We start from the raw sequence: 24,077 nt of genomic DNA on the forward strand, positions 1-24,077 counted from the left end.
CTCGATTTCCTTAAAGGGGCATCGAGTTTCTTGTTGATTCAAACTCTTCGTTCGTTAATCCCCCTTTCACTCGAAAATACATTGCGGGTGATTTCAGGGACTCTCATATTTCCCATTTTTGAAAAACAAACTTTTTGGTTAGCTCAGTCGTCTTTTACAGGTAAGGAAAGCAAATGATACGGCGCGTATCAAGGGGAGAATCTTTAAATGGATAGAAAATTGGAAAAATTACTTATCCGTTTTATTACGGAAAATAAACAGAATGTGTATCAGTTAGCTTTCAGTTATGTAAAGAATGCAGATAACGCACTGGATATTGTTCAGGACTCTATCCACAAGGCGTTGTCATCTTCACACACCTTAAAATCCGAAGGTTCGATGAAAGCTTGGTTTTACAGAATCGTGGTGAATACATCTCTCGATTTCCTTAGAAAACAAAAGAGGATTCAACTAGTAGATGATCAGACGTTGGAATTACACGGCCCCATATGTGAAGACGCCTACCATGACATCGATCTGGAGAAGGCTTTGGAGCAATTGCCTCAAGCCTTTCGAACTGTGGTTGTACTTAGATATTTTGAGGATTTAAAAATTGAAGAAATTGCGGAAGTGATGAACGAAAACATCAACACGATAAAAACTCGATTGTATCAATCACTCCGCAAACTTCGAATTCAAATGAGCGACGAAATTTTACAGGAGGTAAAGTAATATGAGCGAACAACTGGAACAATTGAAAAGAAAATATAAGAATACGCCTATCCCCGATGAATTGGATTTCGTTGTGAAGAAAGCTCTTAAACAAAGCAAGAAAAAACATGCGAACAAGAGGACGAAGAGTCTCGTTGGTGTTGGGGCAGCGGCTATTATATTTATAACAGGGATTAATGCTAGCCCCACATTTGCAAATGCCTTATCGGAAGTACCGTTGATTAGCTCGCTCGTCAAGGTACTAACTTTTACAGAATTTAAAGTAGATGAAGAAACGGCCAAAGCCGATATAAAAGTACCTGCCATTACAAACATGGAAAACAAAACCTTAGAAGCCACCTTGAACAACAAATACCTGGAAGAAAGTAAAAAACTGTATAACGATTTCACGGCTGAGATGGAGGAATTAAAGAAAAATGGCGGAGGTCATGTAGGTGTAAAAAGCGGTTATGATGTCAAAACCGACAATGATCAGATCCTTGCTTTAGGTAGATATGTTGTAAGCACGGTTAATGGTTTATCAAAATATACTTACGACACGATAGACAAGAAAAATCAGCTTTTGATTACCTTGCCGAGTTTATTTAAAGATGAAAGTTATATAAGCCTAATCAACGAAAATATAAAAGAACAGATGAGACAGCAGATGAAAGCAGATCCCGAAAAGGTTTATTGGTTAGATGAGAAGGGAGGCAACTTTGAAACCATTGCTAAAGATCAAAGCTTCTATATTAATAATGATGGCAAACTTGTCATCTGCTTTGAAAAATACGAGGTCGCACCCGGATTTATGGGCGTGCGTGAGTTTATCATACCAACCAATGTCATTACCGATGCATTAGTAAGTAACGAATATATAAAATAAAAATCGAAATCGAGTCATAGGTTCCATCGCGTATCCTGTGAAAACGAATCTAATGACTACATTGCCGCGGCTAACTGCATTACCTACGAAGGTCGTGCTGACAGCACCGTATGAAGTCTGGTATTCACTTCGGACCCGAAGTACATATATCGGGTTCGTCGTACATGTATTCTATTAGTTACTCGTCAGCTTAGTTGAAACCTAATTATTGTGATTGAAAGGGTAGAATACAGATGCATAGCATGAAACGAATGAAACAGAACTGTAGTAGCCGACTCGCGGTGGAGAACGGCATGATAAACGAACAACTCCCGCCATTCGCGGCAAACGTCGATATAGATGGGAAGGGCAGCCGGTATGCCTAAGCCGCTGAACGACAATGGCCGCTACATGCCTGGGCTTGACGGATTGAGGGCGCTTGCTGTATTAGCCGTCATCGTCTATCACCTCAATGGCAACTGGGCTCCTGGAGGGTTACTAGGTGTCGGCGTGTTTTTCGTATTGTCCGGGTACCTTATCACGGACATCCTCATTGCACAATGGAAAAGAGACGGGAAGATTGATTGGAAAGACTTCTGGTTAAGACGGGTACGGCGGCTGATGCCCGCGCTGCTCGTCACAATTGCGGTCGTCATGGTATGGATTACGTTACTCGATCGCTCCCAACTGGCACCGCTTCGTGGGGAGGTCCTGTCGACGCTGCTCTATGTCAACAACTGGTGGCGTATCTTTCACGAGGTTTCGTATTTTTCGAGCTTCGGTCCGCCTTCACCGTTTGGTCATTTCTGGTCGCTCGCCGTGGAGGAGCAGTTCTACCTACTGTGGCCGCTGCTTCTTGTTATCGGTCTCCACTTTTCACCGCGGAGATGGCGGCTTCTCGGGTTGACTTTCGGTCTCGCGCTTATTTCGGTGCTAGCGATGGCGTTGCTTTACGAGCCAGGTACTGACCCGAGCCGGGTCTACTACGGAACAGATACGAGAGCGTTCGCCCTGCTCATCGGCGCCGCGCTCGCAATGATATGGCCGAGCCGCAATCTCTCCGTAAAAGCTGCGCCTCAAGCACGTTTACTCATTGATTGCTTCGGGGCGGCTGGTCTGGTCACAATTGTGGTCATGATCTGGCAAACCGATCCGTACGACAGCTTTCTTTACCGAGGAGGATTTGTGCTGCTGTCCGTCGCAACGGCCGTAGTGGTAGCGGCGCTCGTCCATCCGGTCAGCCGACTGGGAAAAGTGTTGGGGTGGAAACCGCTGCGGTGGTTTGGCGTTCGCTCTTACGGTATTTATCTTTGGCATTATCCGGTTATCGTCCTGACAAGTCCTGTGGTCAACACCGGCGGGACCAGTATTGTGCGCAGCATATTGCAGGTAATAGCGAGTGTTGTACTTGCCGCGCTATCGTGGCGGTTTATCGAGGAGCCGATTCGCAACGGCGGTTTGGGTAAAATATGGATGCAGATGAGTGATCGGAAAATGCGGAGGAATCGGGTATCGATCGGTCGCAACATGGCTTCGGTGTGTAAGCTACTCGTACCTATGCTTTTTTTAATCAGTATAACTAGCTGTGCTTATAGCGCGACGACGAGTTCAGTTTCACAAGGCGCCAGCAACCTTCAAACGGATGGGACAGCGTCGCCGAACTCTCAGCAAGAATTCGCTACAGCACTCGACAGCAAAGAACATTCGGGACTTGATGGCTCATTGCCACCGGACCATCCTGCCCGACCGGACGACTATACGAGGCCGGACGACAAACTTATTTCGGAGCCAAACGACTCAAAACAGCCCGTTGAGACTCCGAAGCCGGATACGGGCCAGGGAGTGACCGCGATCGGCGACTCGGTCATGCTCGACATTGCTCCTTATCTGAAAACTCTTCTTCCTGGAAGCACAATCAACGGCAAAGTGGGCCGGCAGTTGTCTGAGGCGCAGGACGTAGTCGATCAACTCAAGACCAACGGCAAGCTAGGCGACGTAGTCATTATCGAGCTCGGCACGAACGGACCATTCTCGGAGAAGACACTTGTTAATCTAATGAATTCGCTCAAAGACGTTCGGCAAATTGTACTTGTAAATACACGAGTGCCGCGTAATTGGGAACAAGTCGTCAACTCAGAACTGGAGGAGGCAGCTAATCAGTTCTCCAATGTGACACTCGTCGACTGGTACGCGGCCAGCGTCAACAAAGATTCGTATTTCGCACGGGACGGCGTGCATCTTGTCGAGGAAGGCGCCAAGGTATATGTTTCTCTGGTAGTGGAAGCGATCAAACCGCAACAAAACGGCGATACCGGAAGCCGCACAACTGTAACCGACCGTTAATTGCGAAAGCTGCCGAGACAAAGAGAAAGTCAGTGACATTCTATATACAGTCTAATACTATATTTTCATCGAACAGTTGAGTTATGTTCAAAAAGGATCTTTCCCTTCGCATCAATAGCTTCATCGCAAGGAAACCGAAACATAGGATAACCGCCTAAGTTAGCAAGATTGTTTAAAGCCGTTAGGATTTCCTCCATTTGCTGTTTACCAGTCGAAATTTGTTCTTTAGCTTTTGCGAGCTCGGATAAATTTTGTTTCTTGACTCAACTGCTCGATTTTCAAGAGAGGCCACTTTTGGCATTTCAACATCTATGTAGCTTACCTAGTCCATTTTACATCTGCACACGGGCCATTTGACACTCCAGTAAAATATATACTATAATTCCTACCAGAATGAAAATTCATTCCGCACGAAAGGAGTCATGACCTTGTCTGAAACCAAGCGCGAAATAATCTTGGAAGCAGCGCTCGTTCTGTTTGTAGAGCGCGGTTTTGATGGAACGACCGTCCCGATGATTTCCGAAAAAGCAGGAGTCGGTGCCGGTACCATCTATCGTTATTTTGAAAACAAAGAAGCGCTCGTTAATACGTTGTTCCAAGAAAGTGTGGGGGAGTTTCTTGAGACACTCCAAGATGGCTATCCTCGTACAAGTGACGACTTACGTGAGCAATTTCGGCATATTGCGAAGCAGACGATTCGCTACTCCAAAAAGAATTTGAACGCCTTGTTGTTTCTGGATTCCCACACAAATGGTCACTACCTGGACGAAGCCAGCCGAGCTGCATACATGAAGCTGCGCACATTTTTATTCGAGTTCATTGAACAGGGGCAAAAAAAGAAGGTCATTCGTCCGTTGCCAGCGGATGCATTGATTGCAATTGTCGACGGTGCATACATCGCATTGAACAAGTGCATCATGGCTGGCGAAATCGAAGAAACCCCCGAATTGCTTGCAGGCGTAGAGGAAGCTTGTTGGGATGCGATCAGAATTCATTAATTCTGATCCTTCTTTTGAACAATACGGAATGAATGTTCATTCCGAATATCTTTATCACAGAAAAAGAGAAGAAACGTATAGGAGTGAGTCGCTTATGGATAAGTCGATCAGAAAAAGTATGGGGCTTCTGGTGCTGGTCTCCCTTGCAGTAATGACGACGGCTTGCACGAACAATCACGATATGACCTCGTCTGCTGGGAGTATAGCCCAAGCTGAGGCCAAATTCGTAGAAGCGCATCTGATTCAGCTGAAAAGCTTTCAATCGACTAGTGAACTGTCGGGGACACTTGCGCCCATGGAAGAAACGACGGTTTCGTTTGAAGTAGCTGGTGAAATCAAGTCGTTGCCGTACAAGGAAGGAGACACAGTCAAAAAAGGAGATGTGCTGGCCCGTCTCCATTCTACTGACTACTCCCTCCAGCTCGCATTAGCAAACGCCAATGTGCATGGCGCAAACGCACAGCTTTCAAAAGTAAAAAATGGTGCGCGCGAACAAGAGGTCCAGCAAGCAAAAGTAGCGGTCGAAGCGAAGAAAATCTCACGGGATCAAGCACAGAAAGATTATCAGCGCATGGAACAGCTCTATAAAAACGGGGCGATTTCCGAAACCGAATTTGAAAGTGCCAAGCATGCGTTTGAACTAGCCGAAAAAGATTACGCCCAGGTGCAAGAGACCTATTCATTGGTGAAAGCAGGCGCTCGTACGGAGGATATCAGTGCCACAAACGCCAGCTACCAGGGAGCCATGGTGACCCGAGATCAGGCAGCAGCTACTTTGGCAAAAACCGAGGTGAAAGCACCTATTCAGGGAACTGTGCTGGCAAAATTGGCTGATGTAGGGCAGTTGGCAAATCCAGGTGCTCCTGTCTACCGAATCGGCAATATCCATCAGCTGAAAACAATCTTGCCTGTACCTGACAAGGACATCTCATCGTGGAAGGTAGGAGATGAAGTCGAGATTCGCTTGTACGAGGAGAAACGAAAAGGAAAGGTAACCAATATATATCCGGCCACGAACGAACAGACGGGCACGATTAGCGTGGAAGTAGTCATCGATAACACCAAGAAAGACTGGTTTGCTGGGCAAGTTGTCACTGTAAAGCGAACCCTGTCGCAAAAGAAAGGGATTTTTGTCCCTGCGGAGGCAGTTTTTAGCCGAGGCTCGGAACCCTATGTCTTCTTGCTAACAGATGGAAAAGCGACCAAAACGACTGTCACGATTGGTCAGTATGTGGACAATCATTTTGAAGTTACTTCTGGCTTGCAGGAAGGGGACATGTTGATTATGAAAGGTGCTGATCGCTTGCTTAACGGGGACTCTGTTACCGTAAAAGGAGGCAATCAGCCATGATCGAGTTTTTCATCCAGAAGCGCAAAATCACCCTCGTTTTCTTTACGATGCTCGTGCTGATCGGTTTGTCCATTACGGTTTCACTGCCGCAACAGGAGCAGCCAGACATCATTGTCAGCATGGCGACCATCACCACCGTGTATCCGGGAGCGACTCCGGAGAAGGTGGAGCAGACGGTCACGAAGAAGCTGGAAGAAAAAATCAACGAAGTACATGGCATTAAATCGATTAGCTCCGAGTCCCGTTCGGGCGTCTCGATTATCCATTTGAAAACCGAGAATGACGTTGTGCCGAAAAAGGTGTTTGAAGATGTACGGAAAAAAGTGAAGGATGCGGAGGCCGACTTACCGGATGAAGCAGAACAGCCTATCATCAATGATGACTTGAGTCGTACGTTCATCCAAACATTTCAAGTCACAACCGATTCTTTTGAAGAGGTTCTCCAATTACGCGATACACTGGATCTGTGGAAGGATCAGCTACGAACCGTTCCGGGCGTTTCCGATGTCACGATTCAAGGATTGCCAGAGCAAGAGGTGAAAATCGCTGTCGATGCCAAAAAGCTGCAACAGTACGGCATTTCCTGGGCGCAAGTAATGAATGCTGTGCAAACCAAAAATGAAACAACGCCGCTCGGTGATGTCAACATGGATACGCGGAAATACCAGCTCACATTACCTGTCAGCACCGATGTGGGGACCTTTGAAAAGGTAGTCGTAACACGTACGCAGGAGGGCATGCCCGTCTATTTGAAGGATATTGCCACCATTTCCGACAGTACCAAACGGGTGGAGTACCGGACGTACTATAACGGGAAGCCTGCTGCGACGATTAGCATCAATGCCGAGCTGGGAAGCGACGTTCCAAAGGTACATAAAGCAGTCAATGAGAAGCTCGCGGCGCTGGAAAAGAGTCTACCGTCATGGGCGAACAGAGAACCCGTGTTTGCGCAGGTGGATCAAATTGACAGTGTTTTTACTGAATTGTACGTGGAGATGATCATTGCCATCGTAGCGGTTCTTTTCATTTGTATGCTTGGATTGAATTTGACGACATCCTTGATGGTCGCATTGGCAATTCCAATCTCGCTGGCCGCAGGGATGGTGATCCTGCCGTTCTTTGGCATTACGCTCAATCAGATGACCGTATTCGGGCTCATCATTGTTCTTGGTATTTTGGTTGACGACGCAGTCGTAGTGAATGACAACATTGAGCGAAGGCTATCTGTATTGGGAGAGGACCCGTATACCGCTGCTGTAGCAGGGACGAAGGAGGTTGCGGTCTCCATCATTACGGCTACCCTGGCTACTATCTCAGCGTTTGGACCGATCATGTTTCTCCCAGGTGATGCAGGCCAGTTTATTTTTCCGGTACCACTCATTATCATCTTTACGATGGGGGCCTCGATGTTCATGTCCCTCACCATTATTCCGATTTACCGGGAATGGAACGAGCGAAGGAACAAGAAGCGGAGCAAAACAGAGACAGACTATCGGAAGCCAGCTGGCTTGCTGGGCAAACAAATCGATACACTGACGAATTGGTATGGCGATCGTGTTCTGAAAGTGATGTTAAAAAAGCCGCTGAAAACAGGAATGAGCGGGGTACTGATTGCTACTGCGGCCTATGGACTCGTTATGTTCGTCCCAGTACAGCTCTTTCCGGATGCTGACAGGCCACAGATGGTTGTGAATATAACGACGCCAGTTGGCGGTAATTTACAGGAAACGGATCGGATTGTTCTTGGTGTTTCCGAATGGATTTCGCAGCAGGCGCATATTCAAAAAGTCTCGTCTTTTGTAGGGGGCAACGCACCACAGATGCTGCCCTCTGCGCCGCCAGTTGGAACCGGAGAAAATGTCGCGCAATTGATCGTCACATTTGACCATAACAAAATGGATGCGCGAAAAGTGCTTGCGCCGTGGTCCGAGCAGTTTAAGATGATGTATCCAGAAGCGAATATCATTCCTTACAGTGCGAAGGATGGTATGTATACGGGAAGTCCGGTAGGGATTCGGGTGTACGGGGATGATTTGCAGGAGCTATACACGATTTCTGAGCAAATCAAGAAGCTCATCATGGAGATCGAGGGAACTTACAACACCAACGACACGCTGGGAAATGAACAGTATTCCCTCCAGTTCCAAGTGAATCAGGGAAAGATGGATAAGGAGCTGATCAATGAAGCGGATTTGACCAGAACATTGCGATTGATCAGCCAAGGCATTCCAATGGGGCAATTTGACAATGGGAAAAACTTGGTCGATATTACGCTGATAGCCGATCAGTCGGGAATGACGACAGAGCAAGTCTTCGCTCAACTCACGGTTCCAAATGCGCGTGGGCAGCTCATTCCGGTTTCACAAATAGCCGAAATGAAGCCAGACTTATCGATGCAGAGTATTCCTCGTTACAATATGTCCCGCAGTGTCACCATCACGAGTGATGTCCGAGATCGGACGGCCGCTGATGTGATGAGCGAAGTGAACGCGAAAATGAAGCAGCTGGAACTGCCGGACGGGTATGCTTGGAATGTGACAGGTGAAACAGAAGAGGAATCGGAAGTATTGCTCGATTTGGGAGTGCTTGCGGTTATTGCGGTCTTCCTTATCTTTTTGCTGATCGTCGTGCAGTTTAATTCCTTGTCTATTCCTGTTTTGGTGATGAGTACGGTATACCTCGCGATCGCGGGCAGCTTGATCGGACTATTCATCACGTCGACACCGATTGGATTCATGACGGTGGCGGGTTTTATCGCATTGGCAGGCATCGTCGTCCGAAACGGGATTGTCTTAATCGAATTCATCGAGGAGGCGAGGCATGAAGGCGTCGCTCTGCACGATGCGGTGATTGGAGCAGGGAAAGCCCGTTTGCGGCCGATTTTACTTACGACCTTCGCCGCAGTAGCAGGTTTGTCACCGATGGCGATTAAGGGGAGTGTGTTGTTTCAGCCGCTCGCCATTACAATCATTTCTGGCTTGCTGTTCTCGATGCTGCTCACGCTGATCGTCGTTCCTTCTCTCTATACAGTTGTAGCCATCCAAAAAGAGAAGAAGCGGGTAAAAAAGGAAGCGCAGAATCAGCTGTCAATCTAAGCTATTCAGGAGGAATGTTCAGACAAATGGAGAAAGGGGTAGAGGCACGAAGACGAACATTCACCAGGAAGCGAGGAAATACAGATGGACCAAGTGAAATGGAACGTTGGGGTTATTGGCGCAGGCGTCATGGGCGAGCGCATGATGAACGCGATCCGTACCCACGAAAAATTTCGAGTAGCCGCAGTGAGTGATGTATCTGCGGAAAGAGCACAGGAAGCCGCGCAAAAGTCCGGCGATGTGCCTTGGTACACAGATTATAAGGAATTATTGAAAAAAATAGAGCTGGACGTCATCTATTTGGCTGTCCCTCCCAAATTCCATCACGCCATTGCGCTTGATGTACTGGCGCACAAAAAGCATTTGCTCTGCGAAAAGCCGTTGGCCAATTCGTTGACAGAAGCGCAAGAAATGCTGGAAGCAGCAAATGACGCAGGGGTTGTCCATGCGATGAACTTCCCGCTCTACTATCAAGGCGTTTTTCCTGAGCTCTCCCGCAGACTCGAAGAAATCGGAGATATCCGCCGCATCGATATCCTGACACATTTTCACCAGTGGCCGCGTCCATGGCAACAAACACCTTGGCTGGCTGGTCGCGAGCAAGGCGGTTTCATCCGTGAAGTGCTACCGCATTTCACTCACCTGACTTACGAGCTCTTCGGAGACCTGCATGTAGTCCGCTCAGAGGTAGATTATCCAGCAGATCATGACCTATGCGAGACAGGTGTATCGGCCTTCCTGCGTCTGACAGATGGTACTCCGGTTACGATCAATGGCTTAGCAGGTATCGCACATGAGGAGCATTTGGATTATCGCGTGTACGGGTCAAAAGGGACATTGAGTGTCGTGAACTGGAGCAATCTGTTTGTGGGTGGACACGGCGAAACGCTCGTTCCGGCTGAAGTTCCACAGCAAGACCGTCTCTCCCTGCTGTTGGATGAGCTGTCCATTGCGATTAACGGTGGAGATGCCCGACTGGTTACGTTTGAGACAGGCGTGAAAGTACAGCAAGTGCTGGAAGCATTGCTTGGACATGAAAAAGTACACTACATCAAATAGAAATTAGCAGGAAAAGTCCACGAAAAAAGAGCAGGTAGGCAGGGGTATCACATCCTGGCGACTGCTCTTTTCTGTTTGTTATGGCTTGTATGTCTGTAAAAGCTGCTCAATATGCTTGATGGCAAAATGGACATGCTTGTTATCGTGTGTGAGTCTGCTTGCCATTATGGCCCCTTCAATCGAAGAGAAGATAACCGAAGCGACGGCTTCTGCGTCCATTGCGGAACGAAATTCTCCCTCGGCGATTCCTTCTTCCAGCAAGCCCTGCATGAACGATATGGTCTCTTGGTAAGCGGCGAGGGCATACTCGCGAAGTACAGGGAACGAGTGGTCACTTTCAACGGCTGTGTTGAGAAGCGGGCAGCCACCTTGGAGCGGGGGATTGTTTACCGCATCAGAATATACCTTTGCCATGGCTACGAGTTTTGCAGTGGCCGTGTCCTGTTTTTCCAGTGCAGTTGAAAAATGCGCATGTAACACTTCACCCGCATATTTGAAGGCCTCTATAGCGATTTCATCTTTACTGGCAAAACCCCGGTAGAGTGCGCCTTTGGTAAGTCCCGTTGCATCCATGATGTCTTGCATGGAGGTTCCAGTATAACCGTTTTGATTAAACAGCTCTGCTGACTTCTGGATAATATGCAGCTTTGTTTTTTCGCCTTTGCGCATCGCGATAGTCCTTTCATTCGGCCAACACGGTCTATATTCGTCCAAGTTATTGTAACATTTCTCGCATGTACGAAAGAAGGCAATCAAGTAAAATCAAAAAGAGACCGAACCGTTCGGTCTCAAAAATCGAACTAAGGGTTGTGTGGCAGGATGAACCGTATCAAACCGTATTCGATTGTTATTTTCGTCGCTTGTATGGCGATCACGTATGCATTCGTGCAAAACTTTATCATCGATCCAGAAGCGAAAGGCTTCCTCAGTCACAAATCTGATTACAACAAAGAGCGAATGAACACATCGATCTGGCTTACGGTCATGTATATCCATTTGTTTTTCGCCCTGATTGCTCTGGTCTGTGGAGTGGCTAACTTTTCGGACAAGCTGCTCGCAGAGAACCGCAAGCTACATAAAGTAACAGGCTATGTCTATCTTTTTAGTGTGTTGGTTGTGGTAGTCACATCCGGATATATGGCCCCTTATGTAACGGGCGGAAAAGTGGCGAGTTGGCCCTTCCATTTATTGAACATTATCTGGCCGGCTATCACCATTACGGCGCTCGTCAAAATTAAAAAGCGTCAAGTCATGAAGCATAAGGAATGGATGGTCAGGAGCTTTGTCTTCTTGTTCACCAACATGCTGATTCATCTATTAAAGCTGATCTTTGAAAAGGTGGTAGGTTTGCCGTATGAGATCAGCTACACAATCGGCGTCTATGTCGCCATGATTGGGCTTGTCTTGACGGCAGAGATGATCATTCGTACGAAACTGCGCGCACCGAAAAAAGCATGAGTGAGACTCAGCGTTTCCTAAAAAGCTTCGCATCAACCAGTTTCATTGGTTCAGATGTGAAGCTTTTTTAGGAGGTAAGCCCATGGTTCTTTCCTACTGCTGCAAAGCCTTGCTCTGCATCAAAAAATCGATAAACGTACGCATAATCCCGTGAACAGGTGTATCCTTGAGGTAAATCAGCTCGAAGTTCCGGTTGATTTGCGGCAGATTCAGGACGTCTACTTCCTGCAGCTCGCCTTCGCTTAAATCTTTGGAGATGGCAAAGCGAGGCAAAAAGGCGATGCCCAGCCGTTGTTTGACCATCCGCTTCACGACCTCGATGTTGTCAGCCTCCATGACGACATTGTTTTGTAGCTGAAAATGGCTGAACGCATTGTTGATCAGCTTCCAGTCGAGCGAACCCCGATTGAACAAGATCAGTCGTTCACGTGCGACTTCTTCAATGGAAACCTGATGGCGGAATCCAAACGGATGATCGGGATAAATCGCTAAGACCATGTCATCCGGCATCAGCTGAATCCGGTTAATCTGTGGATGGGTAACGGCACGAGCAATTCCGAATGACACCTCGTGGTTCAGAACCATATCGAGCACCTGATGGGAATGCCCAGTAAGGATCGTCAGTTTGATTTTGGGGTACAACTGCTGGAATTGCTGGACGAGGTCAGGCAAAATGTAAAAGGCGGAGACAAAAACGGTGGAGATGGTCAATTCTCCCTCTACATCGCCTTGCGATCGTTGAATCGCTTGCTGACCCTCTTGCAGCATATGCATGATGTTTTTCGCATAAGGAAGGAACAGATCGCCTTCTTTTGTAAGAGAAATGGTATGACCCGTACGCTGAAACAGCTTGCAGCCCATAGTCGTCTCGAGTGCTTTGATCCGCATGCTGACCGTGGGCTGTGACAAATAGAGCAAATCAGCTGTTTTGCTGAAGCTCCCGGTCAGGGCGACAAAGATGAATGCTTCAATTTGCTCCATATTCATGAGTAGTGGCTCCATTGTGTGAATTTTTAAACTTTCCGCAAAAAGGCGGTCGCTCCTCCTCGAATAAGCCTCGATAATGTTTTCTTAAGTGACTTATAGCAATAATTTATTGGATTCGCTCTCCAAAATACATTACCTTAACATTAACAGAATAGGTAGTGTTCTCAAAGGAAATTAGCACAAGGGATGGATACAAATGGTCAAAATGCCGATTATCGATTTGCACTGTGATGCACTGCTGAAAATTTGGGAGAAAAATGGGGCTTTGTCCTTTGCGGATGCGGACGAGCTGGATGTCAACAGGAAACGGCTACACGATGGCGGGGTAAAGCTACAGTGCTATGCCATCTGGACATCCCCTGAATTGTCCACGGAGCAACGTTTTCAAAAAGCTTTGGATCAAATTCATTACTTTTATACAGAAGTTCTCGGGAAACATCCAGAAATGAAACAAATCCGTGATTGGAGCGATCTCGACCATTTGCAAGAGGGAGAGATCGGGGCGTTGCTGACATTGGAGGGTGTTGAGCCAATCGGCAACGATTTGAAGAAGCTGCACATTTTGTATCAGTTGGGGGTACGCTCTGTGGGCCTCACCTGGAACTTCGCGAATCTCGCTGCGGATGGTGCGCTGGAACCGAGGAATGCCGGATTGACGACCTTTGGCAAGGAAATCATTCAGTTCCACAATGAGCATAAAATGTTGACGGACGTCTCGCATCTAGGAGAGGGCAGCTTCTGGGATACGATTGAGCTCGCTACATACCCGATCGCGAGTCATTCAAATGCACGAGCGATTTGCGACCATCCACGCAATCTGACGGATGAACAGGCAAAAGCGTTATTTGCCAAAGGCGCGAATGTACATGTCGTTTACTGCACCCAGTTTATCAATGAAACGACACCAACTACGATAGATGATCTGATCAAGCACATCGATCATTTTTGTTCACTCGGTGGCGTGCGACATATTGGGCTCGGCTCTGACTTCGACGGCATTACCGCGAAGGTCGTGGGCTTGGAGCATGCGGGGCAGAGCCAAAACCTGATCAACGAGCTACTCAAGCATTATAAGGAAGAAGAAGTGCGCGGGTTTGCCTATGAGAACTTTCTGCGCAATCGTCCCGTGTAAGCGTTCGGCATAGCCTTACGAAAGGAATGGAATGCATGACGAAAAAAATTCGGCAGCTCGGTGCGACAATCGGGAGACTGCCGGTCGGTGAGAAAAATGACATAACGGATGTAGCCGGAGTCCGAGTAGGACATGTAACGATTCAGCATGAGCTGGACAACGAGGATTATGCATGCACGGGTGTGACAGCCATTTTGCCACATGGCGGTAGCTTGTTTCGTGAAAAGGTAACCGCAGCCAGCTATGTGATCAATGGCTTCGGCAAAACGACGGGACTCGTGCAAGTAAATGAGCTGGGTGTATTGGAATCGCCGATCATGCTCACCAATACGTTTTCCGTTCCAGCGGTTACACAAGGGACTCTGCAATACATGCTGGATACGAACGAAGAGATCGGGGACACGACCGGGACGATCAATATTGTTGTGGGCGAATGCAACGATGGTCATCTCAATTCCATTCGCCGCTGTGTCGTGCGCCCGGAGGATGCGAGAGTAGCGATTCAGAACGCAACGGACCAGGCTGTAGAAGAAGGCGCTGTTGGGGCAGGGACGGGGATGATTGCTTTTGGCTACAAAGGTGGGATCGGTTCGTCTTCTCGTATCGTAGTGGCTGAGGAGCAATCGTATACATTGGGGGCTTTGGTACTCAGTAACTTTGGCAACAAGAATGATTTCTTGGGAGCGAATCTGTTCACAAGCTGCAAAAACAATGAAAACGCAGTAGAGAAGTCCGAGGATGGCTCCATCATCATTGTACTTGCGACAGATGCTCCATTGAGTGATCGCCAACTGCTTCGGGTAGCGAAGCGCGCAGGAATCGGCTTGGGACGCACGGGGAGCCATTTTGGGCATGGGAGCGGCGACATCGTCATCGCTTTTTCCACCGCGCAAACGATTCCACACCAGACAACAGCCGTTACAGAAACACGCGTGCAACTACGTGAGGATCACCCGATCATGAACGAACTGTTTGCTGCTGCGGCAGAAGCGACTGAGGAAGCCATCTACCATTCTCTTGCGCAAGCAGTCACGACTATGGGAAGAAAAGGACGCATCGTTCATGCGTATCCGAGTCAGGACATTGGAGAGTAGTAACATAACCCTACAACTGTTGACATACCTTGAGTGTAAAGAGGTGCATGGTGTGAAACAGGAGGTAGGGTTATGTACATTGAAGTCGAAAAGGGTGTCACGGTTTTTGTGGAAGACCTCAATCCTGGCCCGAATAGCAAAACGATTTTTTTCGTTCACGGCTGGCCGCTCAACCATAACATGTTTTCCTACCAATTCAACGTACTGCCCCAGCAGGGGTTCCGCTGTGTTGCCATGGACATACGCGGCAACGGCCAATCAGACAAACCGTGGAACGGCTATACGTATGATCGCTTAGCAGATGACATCTATGTCGTTTTGGAAGCACTGAAGATACGGGATGCCGTCTTGCTAGGTTTTTCGGTGGGTGGAGCCATTTCGATTCGGTATATGTCTCGTTATGAGGGGCGTCATATTTCCAAATTAGCGTTAGTGGATGCAGTTTCTCCTTCCTTTGTGAAAATGCCGGGTTCTCCATACGGCGTCCCGAAGGAGCAAGCAGATGGGCTGATCAGTCAGATGTACGCCAATTTGCCTGAGTTATTAAACACGGTTTCTTTGCAGTTTTTCAATCGAAATTTAGGGACGGCTACACTCCAGTGGTTTGTCAAAATGGGGCTGGACTCCGCATCCTATGCGCTCATCAAAATCATGCAAGCCGCAGCGAGAGAGAATGTAATCAATGACTTGGGTCAAATCCGTGTGCCAACCGGAATTTTTCATGGGATTCACGATCAATTGATTCCATTCAAAAGCGCCGAGCTCACCCAGCAGCAAATCAAAGGGTCGAAGCTGTTTCCGTTTGAAAACAGTGGGCACGGCATGCCGATTTGTCAGGCGGATGATTTTAATAAGAAGCTGGTGGAGTTTATTAACTCTTGAATGAGTCGAGTTAGAAGGCCAATATTTCTGCCTTGGTGCAGGATATTGGCTATTTTTTATTGAATTTACTAATATATGGTTTTCAATATATATGAAAAAACAACGATTAAGGATGGGGAAATTGAAGAAGAAACTGTGGATTTTTGTACTACTTATAGCAATATTTATGGGAGGTTTTTATTTTCTTGTGAAAGGTAATCCGCCATTGGATATTGGTACCCTTGCTTCAAGCAATGATCATAAATCTGTTGTTGTGGGAATTGGTAATAAGGGTTTTGGTGAAGTGGAAATATTGGGTGTTTCAGTCAATAACGATGAAAAACCATCAAAAACAAAAGTACAAGTTAGTAATGCTTTACAAGGATTCATCGTAACTGACAATTATGATAATAAGGAATCAATACCCTATGGATTTCAGAATATTGAGGATATAGCGATGAAAGCTGGCACATCTACGAAAAACGATGAAATTTATGGACTGAGTGTTATTTATCATGAAGCAATAAACAGAGTGAATATAAAATACAGCTATCTTGGGATTACATTTGATGAAATGGTGTTCTTTAAAGCGGAGGTAAATCGATGAGCCAAATGAAAGTTGTACCTGTCGGAGTTCCTTGGATGATCAGTCCCTCACATGATTTTGCGAGTTTTACTGGTTATGAGGATCGGGAAGTAAGCGTGGAAGTGATGTGTGGATATAATAAAAAGCGCTACGACGAGGTTATGACTAAGCTACACGAGCAATACGGGGATGACATTCCAGACGACGAATACAATAAAGCAGGTAATGCTATGATCAAAATTACATTCAAGGCGATCGGTCTTTTTACGAAATACGGTAAAATGTACGGTTACGAACGATATGATTTCAGCATGCTTGATCCGTACTATGACGGAAGCTTATCTATCAGTGGTGAATGGAACGAAACGGATGTTTGCCCAAATCCTGGATTCTATGAGGTTGTGGAATCTAACGTGAAAGAAGCATTTGGTTTTACATCCCCCAGAGTCAAGCATTGGGTATTATGCGCGCATGACTCATGTATCGATGTGTTGGCCTATTCATTTGAATGGGAAGAGATCGAATGGGGGAAAGCAATGTAAGGGTATCTCTCGGCTGGAAATAATGAGAAAAAATCAAAAGGCATTGCCCGTTCTTGCAAACAAGAGGGCAATGCCTTTGTTTTTCGTCCTGAAATTGAACAATTTGTTCAACATGAGCTAAACGATTTGTTCAAATCGTTCAAAGGCAATCGAACAATGTACGCATAGAAAAAGTACGGAATTCGTTCATTTTCAGTTGAAAAATATGATTGGCATGAAAATTGCTAATAGAATAATCCTCGGAGAAGAGAAACTATATTTTACTCTCGACGCACAACACTCGATTGGATTTTTCTTCATTTCCTACAGCAAGTTGTCATATTCATGTGTCTTTACGAAATTATAAATGAATCTGGTAGGGTAATCCTCGAAAAATGATCGAGTGGTGCGAAGAAATCACCGGAGGGGATATATTATGCAAATGAAAGCTGCTGTTACTCACGCAAAAGGTGAAGAATTTCATATTGAAACGATTCAACTCGATGAACCTAAGAGCGGAGAAGTTCTGATTCGCGTCGTAGCTTCTGGAATTTGCCACACAGATATGATTGCGCGCGATCAAGAATATCCAGTTCCACTTCCAGCGGTTCTGGGCCATGAAGGTGCGGGTGTAGTTGAAAAGGTAGGCGAGGGTGTTACTTATGTACAGCCTGGCGATCATGTGGTGCTCGGTTTTGCCCATTGCGGAAAATGCCATTATTGCTTGAGCGGACGTCCGTATGTATGTGAAAGATTTTTCGAGTTGAACTTCCTAGGAAACATGGAAGATGGGACAAAAAGACACCACTGCGAAGAGAAAGGGTTGTCCAACTTTTTCGGTCAGTCCTCTTTCGGAACGTACACGATTGTAAACGAGCGCAATCTGGTGAAAGTAGATAAAGATGTAGATTTGGCTCTTTTGGGACCGCTTGGCTGCGGTATTCAAACAGGTAGTGGTACGGTCATAAACAAGCTGAAGCCAGAGGCAGGATCAAGCATTGCCGTATTTGGTGCAGGAGCGGTTGGGCTTAGCGCGATCATGGCTGCGAATGCAATCGGCTGCGGTACGATCATTGCGGTCGATGTGCATGATAACCGTCTTGAGTTGGCGAAAGAACTGGGTGCGACCCATGTCATTAATGCGCGAAACGTTGATCCGGTGGAAGAGATCAAGAAGATTACGAATGGCGGCGTAAACTATGCTGCAGAAACTGCTGGTCGACCAGGCGTATTGCGTCAAGCTGTGGATGCCCTCACTTTCTGCGGAGTCGTAGCGCAAATCGGGGCACCGCCACTCGGAACTGATGAGAAAATCGATACGAACGACTTGCTCTTGCTCAACAAAACCATTACTGGCGTAGTAGAAGGGGCTTGCGTACCACGCATTTTCATTCCACAGTTGATCAATTTGTACAAACAAGGGAAATTCCCGATGGACAAGCTGGTGAAATTCTATCGTTTCGATGATATCAACCAAGCGGTGGCCGATTCTCATAGCGGTAAAACAATCAAAGCAATCATCAAGATGGACTAAGCTAGGAGGACACTTCATATGAGCAACATTTTCAGCGAATACACAAAACAATACATGGATGGAGAATGGCAAGAAGGAAAGAGTCAGAATAGCTATACCAACCGCAACCCATACGATCAATCCGAGCTGGTGAGCATCAAGCTGGCTACGGTTGAGGATGTAGAGCAGGCGTATCAATCTGCAAAAGCAGCACAAAAAGAGTGGGCAAAAACAAATGCATACGTTCGCTCTGGCATCATTCACAAAATCGCAGAAGTGGTAGAAAAAAATCGTGAGCTGCTCGTGAGTATTTTAGTATCCGAGACAGGCAGCACATTTGCAAAAGCGAATGCGGAAGTTGATTTTGTGGTCGGCGATATCAAGGAATACGCGTCCTTGCCATTACGAATGAAAGGTGAAATCCTGCCTTCCTTCATTCCAGGCAAAGAAAACCGCGTCTACCATCTGCCAGTTGGGGTCGTAGGTGTAATCAGCCCGTTTAACTTCCCGCTGTACTTGTCTATCCGCGCCATTATCCCTGCTCTGGCTACTGGTAACGGCGTTGTGGTCAAGCCGGATCTGCAAACATACATCTCCGGTGGATTGGTCATCGCAAAACTGCTCGAAGAAGTCGGCCTGCCAAAAGGCTTGTTTAACGTAGTCGTTGCAGATATTGCGGAAATCGGCGATGCCATGATCGAAAATCCGATTCCAAAAGTGATTTCCTTCACAGGCTCTTCCACTGCTGGTCGTCGAATCGGCGAAATCTGCGGCAAAAACTTGAAGAAAGCTTCCCTCGAATTAGGCGGAAACAACGTGATGATCGTCCTGGAAGATGCGGATGTCGAGCAAGCAGCAAGTGCGGCTGTCTTCGGGAAGTTCCTCCACCAAGGACAAGTTTGCATGGCGTTGAACCGCATTATCGTCCATCGCAAAATCTATGATCAATTCGTTGACGCCTTTGCGAAAAAGACTTCCATGATCCAAGCTGGAAATCCACAAGATCCGAACACATTTGTGGGTCCACTCATTAACGAAAGACAAGTGGAAAAAATCCAAGGCTTGATCGATCAAGCAATCGCGGAAGGTGCGCGTGTCGTTAAACGAGGTGAAGTACATGGTACATTGATGAAGCCTGTCATTCTTGCAGATGTCACCAATGATATGGCTACTGCGAAAAATGAAGTGTTCGGTCCTGTCGCTAACATTATACCGGTAGATAGTGAAGAGGAAGCAATCCGCATTGCAAACGAAACTGATTTTGGCTTGAGTGGATCTTTGTTTACACGCGATTTGGAGCATGGCGTAGAAGTCGCTCTGCAAATCGAAACGGGTATGATGCATATCAACGATCAAAGCATCAACACCGAGCCGAACGTACCATTTGGCGGAGAAAAATCATCTGGCTTGGGACGCCATGGCAGCGACTGGTCGCTGCATGAGTTTACATCTCCACGCTGGGTATCCGTTCAGAAGGAAACTCGTCCGTTTCCGTTTTAATAGATAGGAGCCAAATCCCTTCCGTTCAAAAAAACGAAGGGATTTGTTTTTTGTTTGAGGTGCTGTAGTGGGGGGAAGAAGCGCATTTCCAGTCTACGCTTCGGCCTACGCCCCGTATGGGGGATTGACTGTCCGCTCCGGAATAAATGGCGGGAGCGCTTCAAACGTAGAAGTTTCGAGGAAGAGTTCCATAAGTGAAGCTTAAATTCCCCGCCATTTATTCCTACGCTGGGTTGGGCTCCAGAGGCGCTTGGACTGGAAATGCGCTTCTTCTACGCAGCTTCTGTCAAATTCCTCGTTAGTTCATTCATGAGGGAATGCAATAATCTTATAAGTCAGTACAACCACTCAGGCTGGTAAGAGAAAAAAGAAGAAATAAGCGAAAGTCTTTGGGATACCAACCGAAGCGTAATGGAAAAAAGGAAACCTGTCTTTAGCGTCCACCTCTGAAACGCTCCTTTGATGCGCGACTTTGGACGCGGGTTTCGTTTTTTACATGGAGCTGGGCAGGGATGACCCCCTAGCAGGTAGCCCAAGAACTTGAGCGTTTTCTTCTTTTTGCTCTCCACCACTATAGCCCGACATAGAGGTATAATAAAATAAGGAGAGATAACTAGATGGGAGGGTAGGCTATGTACAAAAATCGGATGAACGCCAGAGATACGTTTCTCTCTGCTGGACAGGTAAAAGCTGATGTTCCCGTCAGTATTTCAGAGTCATGGAGCAGGAGCCTGTCCCATAAAATCGATCCGAATTTGCGAAAAACGCCTGAAGTACTCAACCAAATGGATGTCCACATGCTACAGGAATCCAGCTTGTTATACCATGCGTATCAATCGATTATTCCAAAAATCCAATCATTCATTCATACAAAATATTCCATCATACTAGCAGATCATAAAGCGAGATTACTCCATGTCAATGCCGACCACCAATTGATGGAGCTGTTGACCAGCTTCAATGCAGTTCCAGGTGGAGTGTGGAGCGAGGAACTGTGTGGAACGACTGCATTTGGCACTACCCTGGTGGCTGGACAGCCAGTCGTCATCCACGATGCCCAACACTTTTGTGAGAGCTGGCAAAACATTTCTTGTGCGGGTGTGCCGATTTTTCATCCGATTACCAAACAGGTCATTGGCGTATTGGATTTGACGAGCTTTGCAGAGGATTTTCCTGCCCATGCCTTGGTCTTAACGCAAACGGTTGCGAAAAGTATGGAGATGGAGATTTTCAATCAGCTACAGATTCATCGGCTTTATCTGGAAAATACATTTCTCGAAAAAGAGCTAGCCATTTCCAATGATTTACTAGTGGCTATTGATTTGGATGGTCAGATCGTGCGGAGCAATGACCCGGCTACGACAGATCAACAAGAATGGTGCAACCGATTCGAGTGGCTCCACTACTTCCAATCCTGTCAGGAGCAATCCGATCTATCCCTCTTATCCACCATCGTTTCGACTGAGCGGCCTTTGCCTTTTTCACCCGATCCTGCTACAGGCAGACTTCAGCTCGTATCTTACAAAAATCGGCTGATCGGTGCGCTTGTTCAAATGCGCCGTCAACCCTCACGTTCTGCGAAAATCGTTGAAATTGCCGACATTCCATCCCAAAACAGTGGACTGCCGCGCAAGGAAGCTGCGAAAGAAATGGTGGGAGAGTCACCACAGTGGCTTGGCTTGCTGCAAAAATTGGACAAGGTCGCTGGGCGTGATATGTCTGTGCTTTTAATTGGGGAAAGCGGAACGGGGAAAGAAGTGCTATCCCAGTACATTCACGACCATAGCTTGCGAAGACATAAGCCTTTTGTCGCGGTAAACTGTGCAGCCTTTGCCCATGATCTGGTTGCGAGCGAGTTGTTTGGCTATGCACCGGGGACGTTTACGGGCGGCTTGAAGGAAGGAAAAGTGGGGCTGTTTGAAGTTGCAGACGGAGGCACCTTGTTTCTGGATGAAATCGCGGAGCTCCCATTACCCATTCAGGCGATGCTACTGCGCGTATTGCAGGAGAAGCAAGTGACCCGCATCGGAGAATACAAGGCTCGCCCTTTAGATATTCGGATCGTCGCTGCCAGCAATAAGGATCTGAAAAAAATGGCTGACGTCGGACAATTCCGTTTGGATCTTTACTACCGGTTGAATTCAATAGAACTAAAAGTCCCTCCACTGCGCGAGCGAAAAGAAGATATCGTCCCAATGGCCGAACACTTTTTGGGCGCACACAGGCACGGATCTTTTGCATACCGCTTGATGCCGGACACGATGGACGCATTGCGACTGTACGATTGGCCGGGGAATGTCCGAGAGCTGAAAAATGCGATCGAGCATGCTGTCGTCTTTGCGGAGGATGACCGAATCTTCCCATGGCATATACCAGATATGATCCAGGAGTCAACAGGGACAACCGAAGACAGCAAACGGCTTTTGCAGTCCACGCCGCTAGATAATGAACGTGCGCAAATCGTGGAAGCATTGAACGACAGCCGCTACAACTACACAAAGGCAGCCAAGCTGTTGGGGATTTCCCGGGGCACGCTGTACAATAAAATGAAAAAATATGAGATTACGTAGAAAAGGAGTGTTCCTAGAGCATGTTGAATGGCTTTTGGAACACTCTTTTTGCTAACTAGAATCTTAGAGCCAAAGGCAGGGGAATGGAATGGACCACGCATGCGTTTCAGCACTGGAAGCATTTGTGAAGCAGTTCATGGAAAAGGAAAAGGTGCCGGGGCTCTCCATTGGCATCTCCCGGGATGGGGAGACCATCTATCAAAAAGGCTTTGGTGTCACCGATCTGGAGACGAATCAGCCAGTAACACCTGATACCATTTTCGGCATTGCTTCGGTTACCAAATCGTTTACGGCTGCAACCATCATGCAGCTCGTGGCAGAAGGCAAGCTGACTGTTGACGACTCGATTCGCAACTATTTGCCTGATTTACAAGTAAAGGGGGACATACAAACTGACAACATCACGATTCACCATTTGCTCTCTCACACTTCAGGTGTTCCGCCGCTGCTGCGCCGTGAAGAGCTGACGAGACTGCCCGAGCATATTGCCTATTTAAACGAAGTCCAATTTGCCCCCCTTGGTGTGCCGGGTGAATATATCAGTTACAGTAACGACATGTTTCTCCTCCTGGGAGCGATTATCGAGCGTGTCACTGGGCAACGCTATCGTACCTATGTAACAGAACAGCTGCTAGCGCCACTCGAAATGAGTCGCTCGACCTTTAACCTGGAAGAAGTCGCTCGCTTTGCCGATGTCTCCGTCCCTTATATCAAAGGGGAGGATCAGCAATTGAAAAAGGTAACGTGGCCCACGCTCGGCAACTATGAAGTGGGGGGAGGCATCCGATCTTGCGTCGTTGATTTGCTGAAATACGGACAGCTCTATATTAATGCTGGGCGCTATAAAGAGAAGCAGGTAGCAGATGGAGCCTCGCTTAGCGCCATGTGGCAGCCAGTTCATCGAGTGACAAAGGACGCGTGGTATGGCTATGCGCTCAAAACAACTCCCCATTATGCAGGAGTAACGCTAGTTGAGCATGGGGGCGGCCAGCCCGGGGTATCGTCGAACTTCGGGTTTGTACCGGAAAAAGGGCTAGTCGTCAGCGTTCTTTCTAATCTGGAAAACGTGCCGATCCGCAACGTCTGGCTGGCTGTTGTGAATGCTGCCCTTGGTTTACCGCTTGCATACAAAGAAGACGAAGCTCCGCTCTATACGCCAACGAGAGAAGAGCTAGAGAAGCTCGTCGGGACGTACACGTCAGGGGAAGGCGGAAGATTGCGACTCTTCCTTCGAGATGATGCTCCTGTTGCAGAGGTAGCTGGTATTGAGTACGAGTTACGGGCCAGCAGCCACGATACGCTGATCGATGTACAAAACGGTCAACCGCTACGCTTCTTTTTCAAAAAACAGCAGCAAGCATGGGCGGTCCTCATGGGGCTGAGGATGCTTTGTAGGAGCGAGTAGGCTATGTATTTTGTTGACATACCAGCGGCGACCTAAGACATGATAATAA

19 protein-coding genes are annotated in these 24,077 nt (G+C 47.3%); 17 read left to right on the forward strand and 2 right to left on the reverse strand.

The window, feature by feature from the left end; translation table 11 throughout:
• Positions 1-207 precede the first annotated feature (207 nt).
• From HPY27_RS18870 to HPY27_RS18900, 7 genes are all read left to right on the forward strand, one after another.
• Positions 208-711, forward strand: a complete 504-nt coding sequence (locus tag HPY27_RS18870; RefSeq protein WP_017250946.1) for an RNA polymerase sigma factor SigV — start codon at positions 208-210, stop codon at positions 709-711.
• 1 nt (position 712) lies between these two features.
• Positions 713-1,576 (forward strand): anti-sigma-V factor RsiV, encoded by an 864-nt coding sequence (rsiV, locus tag HPY27_RS18875; RefSeq protein ID WP_017250947.1) that lies wholly within the window; start codon positions 713-715, stop codon positions 1,574-1,576.
• A 357-nt stretch (positions 1,577-1,933) separates the two neighbouring features.
• Entirely contained in the window at positions 1,934-3,898 is a 1,965-nt protein-coding gene (locus tag HPY27_RS18880; protein WP_174225696.1) for an acyltransferase family protein, read from the forward strand.
• Positions 3,899-4,326: 428 nt separating this feature from the next.
• Positions 4,327-4,896, forward strand: coding sequence for a TetR/AcrR family transcriptional regulator (locus HPY27_RS18885; protein ID WP_017250950.1), 570 nt, complete (start codon positions 4,327-4,329; stop codon positions 4,894-4,896).
• 94 nt (positions 4,897-4,990) lie between these two features.
• On the forward strand, positions 4,991-6,247 hold the full coding sequence (locus HPY27_RS18890; RefSeq protein ID WP_173622330.1) for an efflux RND transporter periplasmic adaptor subunit: 1,257 nt from the start codon (positions 4,991-4,993) through the stop codon (positions 6,245-6,247).
• Positions 6,244-9,342: an efflux RND transporter permease subunit gene (locus HPY27_RS18895; RefSeq protein WP_174225697.1), complete on the forward strand. Its 3,099-nt coding sequence runs from the start codon at positions 6,244-6,246 to the stop codon at positions 9,340-9,342. The genes HPY27_RS18890 and HPY27_RS18895 overlap by 4 nt, the downstream gene beginning before the upstream one ends.
• A gap of 84 nt (positions 9,343-9,426) precedes the next feature.
• Complete coding sequence (locus HPY27_RS18900) at positions 9,427-10,401, forward strand: Gfo/Idh/MocA family protein (RefSeq protein WP_174225698.1); 975 nt, start codon at positions 9,427-9,429, stop codon at positions 10,399-10,401.
• A 78-nt stretch (positions 10,402-10,479) separates the two neighbouring features.
• Here the strand turns inward: HPY27_RS18900 and HPY27_RS18905 are convergent, their stop codons facing one another.
• A complete protein-coding gene (locus tag HPY27_RS18905; RefSeq protein ID WP_174225699.1) occupies positions 10,480-11,070 on the reverse strand; it encodes a TetR/AcrR family transcriptional regulator in 591 nt (196 codons plus the stop codon).
• Between the two features lie 150 nt (positions 11,071-11,220).
• On the opposite strand from HPY27_RS18905, the gene HPY27_RS18910 reads away from it, so the two are divergent.
• Positions 11,221-11,859 carry a DUF2306 domain-containing protein gene (locus tag HPY27_RS18910; RefSeq protein ID WP_174225700.1) on the forward strand — a complete coding sequence of 213 codons (639 nt, stop codon included), beginning with the start codon at positions 11,221-11,223 and terminating at the stop codon, positions 11,857-11,859.
• 93 nt (positions 11,860-11,952) lie between these two features.
• On the opposite strand, the gene HPY27_RS18915 is transcribed toward HPY27_RS18910, so the two are convergent.
• Positions 11,953-12,846 carry a LysR family transcriptional regulator gene (locus HPY27_RS18915; RefSeq protein ID WP_007716122.1) on the reverse strand — a complete coding sequence of 298 codons (894 nt, stop codon included), beginning with the start codon at positions 12,844-12,846 and terminating at the stop codon, positions 11,953-11,955.
• 196 nt (positions 12,847-13,042) lie between these two features.
• Here HPY27_RS18915 and HPY27_RS18920 point away from each other — a divergent pair, with 196 nt between their 5' ends.
• The 9 genes from HPY27_RS18920 to HPY27_RS18960 all read left to right on the forward strand — a co-directional run bounded on the left by HPY27_RS18920 (position 13,043) and on the right by HPY27_RS18960 (position 24,028).
• The gene (locus HPY27_RS18920; RefSeq protein ID WP_174225701.1) at positions 13,043-13,978 is read left to right on the forward strand and encodes a dipeptidase; all 936 of its coding nucleotides are present in this window, start codon (positions 13,043-13,045) and stop codon (positions 13,976-13,978) included.
• A 35-nt stretch (positions 13,979-14,013) separates the two neighbouring features.
• On the forward strand, positions 14,014-15,072 hold the full coding sequence (locus tag HPY27_RS18925; RefSeq protein WP_174225702.1) for a DmpA family aminopeptidase: 1,059 nt from the start codon (positions 14,014-14,016) through the stop codon (positions 15,070-15,072).
• Between the two features lie 72 nt (positions 15,073-15,144).
• Entirely contained in the window at positions 15,145-15,954 is an 810-nt protein-coding gene (locus tag HPY27_RS18930) for an alpha/beta fold hydrolase (protein ID WP_017250958.1), read from the forward strand.
• Between the two features lie 112 nt (positions 15,955-16,066).
• Entirely contained in the window at positions 16,067-16,540 is a 474-nt protein-coding gene (locus tag HPY27_RS18935; RefSeq protein WP_174225765.1) for a hypothetical protein, read from the forward strand.
• Positions 16,537-17,061 (forward strand): hypothetical protein, encoded by a 525-nt coding sequence (locus HPY27_RS18940; protein WP_017250960.1) that lies wholly within the window; start codon positions 16,537-16,539, stop codon positions 17,059-17,061. The genes HPY27_RS18935 and HPY27_RS18940 overlap by 4 nt, the downstream gene beginning before the upstream one ends.
• 415 nt (positions 17,062-17,476) lie before the next feature.
• Entirely contained in the window at positions 17,477-18,574 is a 1,098-nt protein-coding gene (locus tag HPY27_RS18945) for an NAD(P)-dependent alcohol dehydrogenase (RefSeq protein WP_017250961.1), read from the forward strand.
• 18 nt (positions 18,575-18,592) lie between these two features.
• Positions 18,593-20,053 carry an aldehyde dehydrogenase family protein gene (locus HPY27_RS18950; RefSeq protein ID WP_174225703.1) on the forward strand — a complete coding sequence of 487 codons (1,461 nt, stop codon included), beginning with the start codon at positions 18,593-18,595 and terminating at the stop codon, positions 20,051-20,053.
• A gap of 632 nt (positions 20,054-20,685) precedes the next feature.
• Positions 20,686-22,623 carry a sigma-54-dependent Fis family transcriptional regulator gene (locus HPY27_RS18955; protein ID WP_173622338.1) on the forward strand — a complete coding sequence of 646 codons (1,938 nt, stop codon included), beginning with the start codon at positions 20,686-20,688 and terminating at the stop codon, positions 22,621-22,623.
• 88 nt (positions 22,624-22,711) lie between these two features.
• Positions 22,712-24,028, forward strand: a complete 1,317-nt coding sequence (locus HPY27_RS18960) for a serine hydrolase domain-containing protein (protein WP_174225704.1) — start codon at positions 22,712-22,714, stop codon at positions 24,026-24,028.
• Positions 24,029-24,077: the final 49 nt, after the last annotated feature.

The organism is Brevibacillus sp. HB1.1, assembly GCF_013332445.1.
In the GTDB taxonomy this organism is placed as follows: domain Bacteria; phylum Bacillota; class Bacilli; order Brevibacillales; family Brevibacillaceae; genus Brevibacillus; species Brevibacillus porteri.